Genomic DNA, 6632 nt, shown 5'->3' with positions numbered 1-6632 from the left:
CGGGCCTGCGGCCCGCCCCCCTGTCCCGCGCACACCGCGCGGTGGGTAGCGCCCCCCCGCCGGACACGACCCCCCCCCCCCGCGGGGGGCCCGCGGGGCCCCCCCCGGGGGGGCCCCCCCGCCGCGGTACCCGGGCAGAGCCGCGCCCCGGCCCGTACGGATGCGTACGGGCCGGGGCGCGGTGCGTGGCGGCGCCTCAGCCGCCGAGGGGGAGGCCACCGCCCACGGCCTTGGTGACGCCGCCGGCCGGCAGCCCGCCGAGGAGGTTCCCCTTGGCGTTCGTCGTGCTCTTGCCGCCGTCGTCGGAGGACGGCGCGGCCTGGCCGGTGAGGCTCTGCAGCGGCCCGCTGGCGGCACCGGTGACCGGCTCGGTCACAGAAGCGGCGGAGGCGGTGCCGGCCGCGGTGGCGGCGAAGGCCGCTCCGAGGGCCGCGGCACCGATGATCTTGACGGTTCCCTGCTTCATCAACTTTTGTCCTCGTGACGGGGTTTTGTCCGGCACTTGACGCTAAAGACATGATCGCCCAAGCCGCAAACATCCCACATGCCCGGTTCGCCGCCTCGGTGCACCGCCCGAACTCCCCGCCCCAGCACCTCACTCAGCGTCAAGACGCCCAGCTCACACGGACCGCACGGAGCCCTTCGGGAAGAGCCATTCCGACTTCAGTTCGGCGTATCCGGGCTTGATCACGTCGTTGATCATGGCCAGACGTTCATCGAAAGGAATGAACGCCGACTTCATGGCATTGACGGTGAACCACTGCATGTCGTCGAACGTGTACTGGAACGTCTTGACCAGGTGCTCGAATTCGCGCGACATGCTCGTGCCGCTCATCAAGCGATTGTCCGTATTGACCGTGAGCCGGAACTGCAGCCGGCGCAGCAGCCCGATCGGGTGCTCCGCGTACGAACTGGCCGCGCCCGTCTGGAGGTTGGAGGTCGGGCACATCTCCAGCGGGATGCGCTTGTCGCGCACGTACGACGCCAGCCGGCCCAGCTTCACCGTGCCGTCGTCGTCGACCTGGATGTCGTCGATGATCCGCACGCCGTGCCCGAGGCGGTCGGCGCCGCACCACTGCAGCGCCTGCCAGATGGACGGCAGGCCGAACGCCTCGCCCGCGTGGATCGTGAAGTGGTTGTTCTCGCGCTTGAGGTACTCGAACGCGTCCAGGTGGCGGGTGGGCGGGTAGCCGGCCTCGGCGCCCGCGATGTCGAAGCCGACCACGCCCAGGTCGCGGTAGCGGTTGGCCAGTTCGGCGATCTCCAGGGCGCGAGCCGCGTGCCGCATCGCGGTGAGCAGCGCGCCGACGCGGATCCGGTGACCGTTGGCCCGCGCCCGCCGCTCGCCCTCCCGGAAGCCCTCGTTGACCGCCTCGACGACCTCTTCGAGGGTCAGCCCCTTCTCCAGGTGCTGCTCGGGCGCGTACCGGATCTCGGCGTAGACGACGCCGTCGGCGGCCAGGTCCTCGGCGCACTCGGCGGCCACCCTGACCAGCGCGTCGCGGGTCTGCATGACGGCGCAGGTGTGCGCGAAGGTCTCCAGATAGCGTTCCAGCGAGCCGGAGTCGGCGGCCTCGCGGAACCAGATGCCGAGCTTCTCGGGATCCGTCTCGGGGAGGCCGTCGTACCCGGTCTCGCGGGCGATTTCGACGATCGTGGCGGGGCGCAGGCCGCCGTCGAGGTGATCGTGGAGCAGCACCTTCGGCGCGCGGCGGATCTGCTGTGCGGTCGGGAGATTGCTGGTCTGGCTCGTCATTGCGGCACTGTAGCCCCTACGCGCGTAGAACGCACTAGCGATTCGGCCGCTTCCCGGCGGAACGGGCGGGCCCATTACCGATACGGAACAGTGACCCGTACACGGGGTGGGCCACCGACCCCCGGTCTGCCATCGTTCTGCCCATGGATGGGCAATCGTTGTCCGGGCGCACGGCCCGGCTGGGGAAACGACTGGGAGCGGGTACGGGAGCGGCGGGCGGCGCGGTGAACGCGGTCGCCCTCTTACTGCCCGAGGGCGGCGAGACGGGCACCGGGCGCACCTCTCCGGTGGCCACGCTGACGGCCCGCTCGCTGGCCGCGGGCCTGGCGCGGGCCGGCCGCAGGGACGGGCTGACCACCCATGTCCTGCACTTCCGCTGCCGCGGCTGGAACGGCGACGCGGCGCACCCCGCGCAGGACGCGGAGTGGGCGGTGGCCGAGATCGTCCGCCGGTACGGAGACGTCCCGCTCTGCCTGGTCGGTACGGGCACGGGCGCCCGCGCGGCGCTGCTCGCCGCCGGCCACCCGGCGGTCAACTCCGTGCTGGGCATCGCCCCCTGGCTCCCGGCCGGCCCGGCCGCCACCCCGCCCGACCCGGTCAAACAGCTCGTCGGCCGCCGCGTCCTGCTCGTACACGGCACCAACGACGAGCGCGTCGACCCGGACCTGTCCTACCGCTACGCCGAGCGCGCCAAGAAGATCAACCGCGACACCTGCCGCTTCGAGGTCCACTCCGACGGCCACGGCCTCCACCAGCACCGCTCCGAAGTCCGCTCCCTGGCCGCCGACTTCGTCCTCGGCTCCCTCTTCCACCGCGCCTACTCCCGCCCCGTCCAGGACGCCATGGCCGCACCCCCACCCCTCGGCCTCCGCATGCCCTTGGCAGCGGGCTTCGGGGCGACACTGCGGGGCTGAGCCGGCCCGGTCCACGGGACGAGCCGGCCCGGGCCGGATTGTCAGTGGGTGGCGGTAGCTTCGGGAGCAGTGTGGCGGAGGTGGGGGAGGGGCCTCGTCACCGGGCTCCCGGGGGACTGCTCCTCGTGGGGAGAGGGAGGGGCCCTGCCAGGAAACATGCGAGCCGGTCCCACCCCACCGCCCCTCCCCCGCCCCGCTCCCCACGCCCCGCTCCCCCGCCCTCAATGCAGCAACTGCCGTCAATGCAGCAACTGCCCCCGTCTGCTCAGCAGGAACTTCTTGAAGGCGGCCACCGGTGGGGTGTCCACGTGGCCGTCGAGCCAGGCGACGCCGATCTCGCGGACGGCGCGTGGCGCGGTGACGGTCAGTTCGACGACGCCCGGGCGCGGGACCGGCGGGGGCGGCAGCAGGGCGACGCCCAGGCCCGCGGCGACCAGGCCGCGCAGCGTCTCGGCCTCCTCGCCCTCGAAGGCGACCTTCGGGGTGAAGCCCGCCTCGGCGCACAGCGCGTCGGTGATGCGGCGCAGCCCGAAGCCCTCTTCGAGGGTGACGAACAGTTCGTCGGCGGCCTCGGCGAGGCGGATGCGCTTGCGGGTGGCGAGGGCGTGGTCGTCGGGGACGACCAGGCGCAGCTTCTGTTCGTCCAGGCGGCGGGCGACGAGCTCGGGCGCGTCGGGGACCGGTGAGGTCAGGCAGAGGTCCAGGTCGCCCGCGCGCAGCCGGTCCAGCATGGCCTCGCCGAAGCCCTGGATCAGCTGGAAGCGGACCTGGGGGTGGTCGGCGCGGAAGGACCGGATCAGGCCCGGTACGGTCTCGGAGCCGAGGGTGTGCAGGAAGCCGAAGGCGACCTTGCCGCCGGCCGGGTCGGCGTCGGCGCGTACGGCCTCCGCGGCCCGTTCGATGTCGGTGAGGGCGCGTTCGACGGAGCCGAGGAAGGCGCGGCCCGCCGGGCTGAGGGAGAGCGTGCGGCCGTGCCGGGCGAAGAGCGCGACGCCCAGCTCCTCCTCCAGGCGGACGATCGCGCGGCTGAGGGTGGGCTGTGGCATGCCCAGCTCGTAGGCGGCGCGCGTCACGTGTTCGTGCCTCGCCACCGCCTCGAACTGGGCGAGGCGGGGCGCCAGGGCCAGTGCCCAGGACGAATCGGGGATGTCTTTTCTGTTGCGAAGCTGCAACAGGGGCCGCTGTGAGCTGTGATCATGCCGCATGGCATCGATTATCGCGTTTCTATGCATTGGACGCATGAAACCTGTGGCCGTACGTTCGAGTCATGCCTCCTGCTGATACCAGGGCGTCCGCCGGCACCCGCGCGGACGCCTCTGCCCTGTCGTCCACCATTGCCGATTCCGCCGCCACCGCTGCCGACCCCGAGGCCGGCAAGCTGCGGCCCGGGGGCCCCGGCTACCGCCGGATGAGCTTCGCCCTCTTCGCGTCCGGCATCTCGACCTTCGCCCTCCTGTACTCCACGCAGGCGCTGCTGCCCGCCATCTCCGACGACCTCGGGGTGACGCCGGACCAGGCCAGCTGGACCGTGTCGGCGGCGACCTTCGGTCTCGCGCTCGCGGTGCTGCCGCTGAGCGCCTGCTCCGAGCGGTTCGGCCGCCGCACGATGATGACCGTCTCGCTGAGCGTCGCCGCCGTGATCGCGATGCTCGTGCCGTTCGCGCCCTCCCTCGGGGCGCTGATCGCGCTGCGCGGTCTCCAGGGCGTGGCGCTGGCCGGCGTCCCGGCCTCGGCGATGGCCTTCCTCGCGGAGGAGGTACGGGCCAAGGCGCTGGTCGCCGCGGTGGGTCTGTTCGTCGCGGGCAACAGCATCGGCGGCATGTCGGGCCGGATCGTGACCGGCTGGGTCGCGCAGGCATGGGGCTGGCGGGCCGGGCTCGCCGCGGTCGGTGTGATGGCCGTGGTGTGCGCGGTGGCGTTCCGGGTGCTGGTGCCGAAGGCGCGGCACTTCGTACCGAAGGCGGTCGGCCCGAAGGCGCTCGGCAGGACGATCCTCGGGCACCTCTCCGACCCGCTGCTGTGCCGTCTGTACGCGATCGGCGCGCTCTTCATGACGGTCTTCGGCGCGGTGTACACGGTGATCGGTTACCGCCTCGTCGGCGAGCCGTTCTCGCTGCCGCAGGGCATCGCGGGCTCGGTCTTCCTGGTGTACCTCGTCGGCACGGTCTCCTCGGCCGCGGCCGGGCGGCTGGTCGGCCGGCTGGGGCGGCGCGGGGCGCTGTACCTGGCCGTGGGCACCACGGCCGCGGGTCTGCTGCTGTCCCTCGCGGACGTGCTGATCCTGGTCGTCCTCGGCCTGGTACTGATCACCGCCGGCTTCTTCGCGGGCCACGCGGTGGCGTCCTCGGCGGTCAGCCGCACGGCGAAGACGGCCCGCGCGCAGGCGTCGGCGCTGTACCAGAGCGCGTACTACGTCGGCTCCAGCGTGGGCGGCGCGCTCGGCGCGGCCGCGTTCCACGCCGGCGGCTGGCCCGCCACGGTCGCCCTCGGCCTCCTGGCCATGGTCGCGGCGGCGTCGGTCACCCTGTACGCCACCCGCAAGGCGGTCGCGGAACAGCGCGTCCTCCACATGCAGAAGGCCGCGTAGGCGGCCGACTGCCCTCACAAGCCCGAAGGGGCCGCTCCGCCACCTGTCCTGGCGGGACGGCCCCTTCGTCTTTCCCGGAAAGGGAAGCCGCAGGTCAGGCGATCCGGTCGAGCACGATCGGGTCCGGGGTGAAGGGCGTGTCCGCGGGGGCGATCAGCACTCCGCCGTCCAGGGCCTCGATGGCCGGTGCGAACTTCTCCGGGGTGTCGGTGTGCAGGGTGAGCAAGGGCTCGCCCGCCCGCACCTCGTCACCGGGCTTGGCGTGGAGTTCGATGCCGGCGCCGGGCTGTACCGGGTCCTCCTTGCGGGCGCGGCCGGCGCCCAGGCGCCAGGCGGCGAGGCCGACGGCGTAGGCGTCGAGGGTGGTGAGGACGCCGGAGGAGGAGGCGTTGACGGTGTGCTGTTCGCGGGCCACGGGGAGGGGCGCGTCGGGGTCGCCGCCCTGGGCCTGGATCATGCGGCGCCAGTGGTCCATCGCGGAGCCGTCGGCGAGCGCCTTGGCGGGGTCGGCGTCGCCCAGGCCCGCGGCGTCGAGCATCTCGCGGGCGAGCGCGAGGGTGAGTTCGACGACGTCGGCGGGGCCGCCGCCGGCCAGGACCTCGACGGATTCGCGTACTTCGAGGGCGTTGCCCGCGGTGAGGCCGAGGGGGGTGGCCATGTTGGTGAGGAGGGCGGTGGTGCGTACGCCGTGGTCCGTGCCCAGTTCGACCATCGTGGCGGCCAGTTCGCGGGCGTCGTCGAGGTTCTTCATGAAGGCGCCGGAGCCGACCTTGACGTCGAGGACGAGGGAGCCGGTGCCTTCGGCGATCTTCTTGGACATGATCGAGGAGGCGATCAGGGGGATCGACTCGACGGTGCCGGTGACGTCGCGGAGGGCGTAGAGCTTTTTGTCGGCGGGGGCGAGGCCGGCGCCCGCCGCGCAGATGACCGATCCGACGGAGCCCAGGACGTCCAGCATCTCGGCGTTGGTGAGGTCGGCGCGCCAGCCGGGGACGGCTTCGAGCTTGTCCAGGGTGCCGCCGGTGTGGCCGAGGCCGCGGCCGGAGAGCTGGGGTACGGCGGCGCCGCAGGCGGCGACCAGGGGGGCCAGCGGGAGGGTGATCTTGTCGCCGACGCCGCCGGTGGAGTGCTTGTCGGCGGTGGGGCGGGAGAGGGCGGAGAAGTCCATCCGTTCGCCGGAATCGATCATCGCGGCGGTCCAGCGGGCGATCTCCTTGCGGTTCATGCCGTTGAGGAGGATCGCCATGGCGAGGGACGACATCTGCTCGTCGGCGACCTCGCCGCGGGTGTACGCGTCGATGACCCAGTCGATCTGCTCGTCGGTCAGCTCGGCGCGGTCGCGCTTGGCGCGGATGACGGAGATGGCGTCCATCGG

The 6632-nt window shown here is 72.6% G+C and carries 6 protein-coding genes; 2 read left to right on the top strand and 4 right to left on the bottom strand.

The genetic code is table 11. From position 1 onward, the window contains the following. Window positions 1–196: 196 nt before the first annotated feature. Together ACIGXO_RS24510 and ACIGXO_RS24505 are read right to left on the bottom strand one after the other, a co-directional pair. Window positions 197–466 carry a hypothetical protein gene (locus ACIGXO_RS24510; RefSeq protein ID WP_399790590.1) on the bottom strand — a complete coding sequence of 90 codons (270 nt, stop codon included), beginning with the start codon at window positions 464–466 and terminating at the stop codon, window positions 197–199. 153 nt (window positions 467–619) lie between these two features. Then, window positions 620–1756 carry an adenosine deaminase gene (locus tag ACIGXO_RS24505; RefSeq protein ID WP_399790588.1) on the bottom strand — a complete coding sequence of 379 codons (1137 nt, stop codon included), beginning with the start codon at window positions 1754–1756 and terminating at the stop codon, window positions 620–622. A gap of 143 nt (window positions 1757–1899) precedes the next feature. On the opposite strand from ACIGXO_RS24505, the gene ACIGXO_RS24500 reads away from it, so the two are divergent. Continuing rightward, a complete protein-coding gene (locus ACIGXO_RS24500) occupies window positions 1900–2670 on the top strand; it encodes an alpha/beta hydrolase (RefSeq protein ID WP_399790585.1) in 771 nt (256 codons plus the stop codon). Window positions 2671–2909: 239 nt separating this feature from the next. On the opposite strand, the gene ACIGXO_RS24495 is transcribed toward ACIGXO_RS24500, so the two are convergent. Next, complete coding sequence (locus ACIGXO_RS24495; protein WP_399790582.1) at window positions 2910–3875, bottom strand: LysR substrate-binding domain-containing protein; 966 nt, start codon at window positions 3873–3875, stop codon at window positions 2910–2912. A gap of 62 nt (window positions 3876–3937) precedes the next feature. Between ACIGXO_RS24495 and ACIGXO_RS24490 the strand changes: the two genes are divergently transcribed. Further along, window positions 3938–5257, top strand: a complete 1320-nt coding sequence (locus ACIGXO_RS24490) for an MFS transporter (protein ID WP_399790579.1) — start codon at window positions 3938–3940, stop codon at window positions 5255–5257. A gap of 94 nt (window positions 5258–5351) precedes the next feature. On the opposite strand, the gene ACIGXO_RS24485 is transcribed toward ACIGXO_RS24490, so the two are convergent. Then, complete coding sequence (locus ACIGXO_RS24485) at window positions 5352–6629, bottom strand: thymidine phosphorylase (protein ID WP_399790576.1); 1278 nt, start codon at window positions 6627–6629, stop codon at window positions 5352–5354. Between the last annotated feature and the right edge of the window lie 3 nt (window positions 6630–6632).

Source organism: Streptomyces sp. NPDC053542 (assembly GCF_044544685.1).
Classification (GTDB): Bacteria; Actinomycetota; Actinomycetes; order Streptomycetales; family Streptomycetaceae; genus Streptomyces.
The sequence above is the reverse complement of the archived record's forward strand: the minus strand, read 5'-3'. Positions and strand labels throughout refer to the sequence as shown.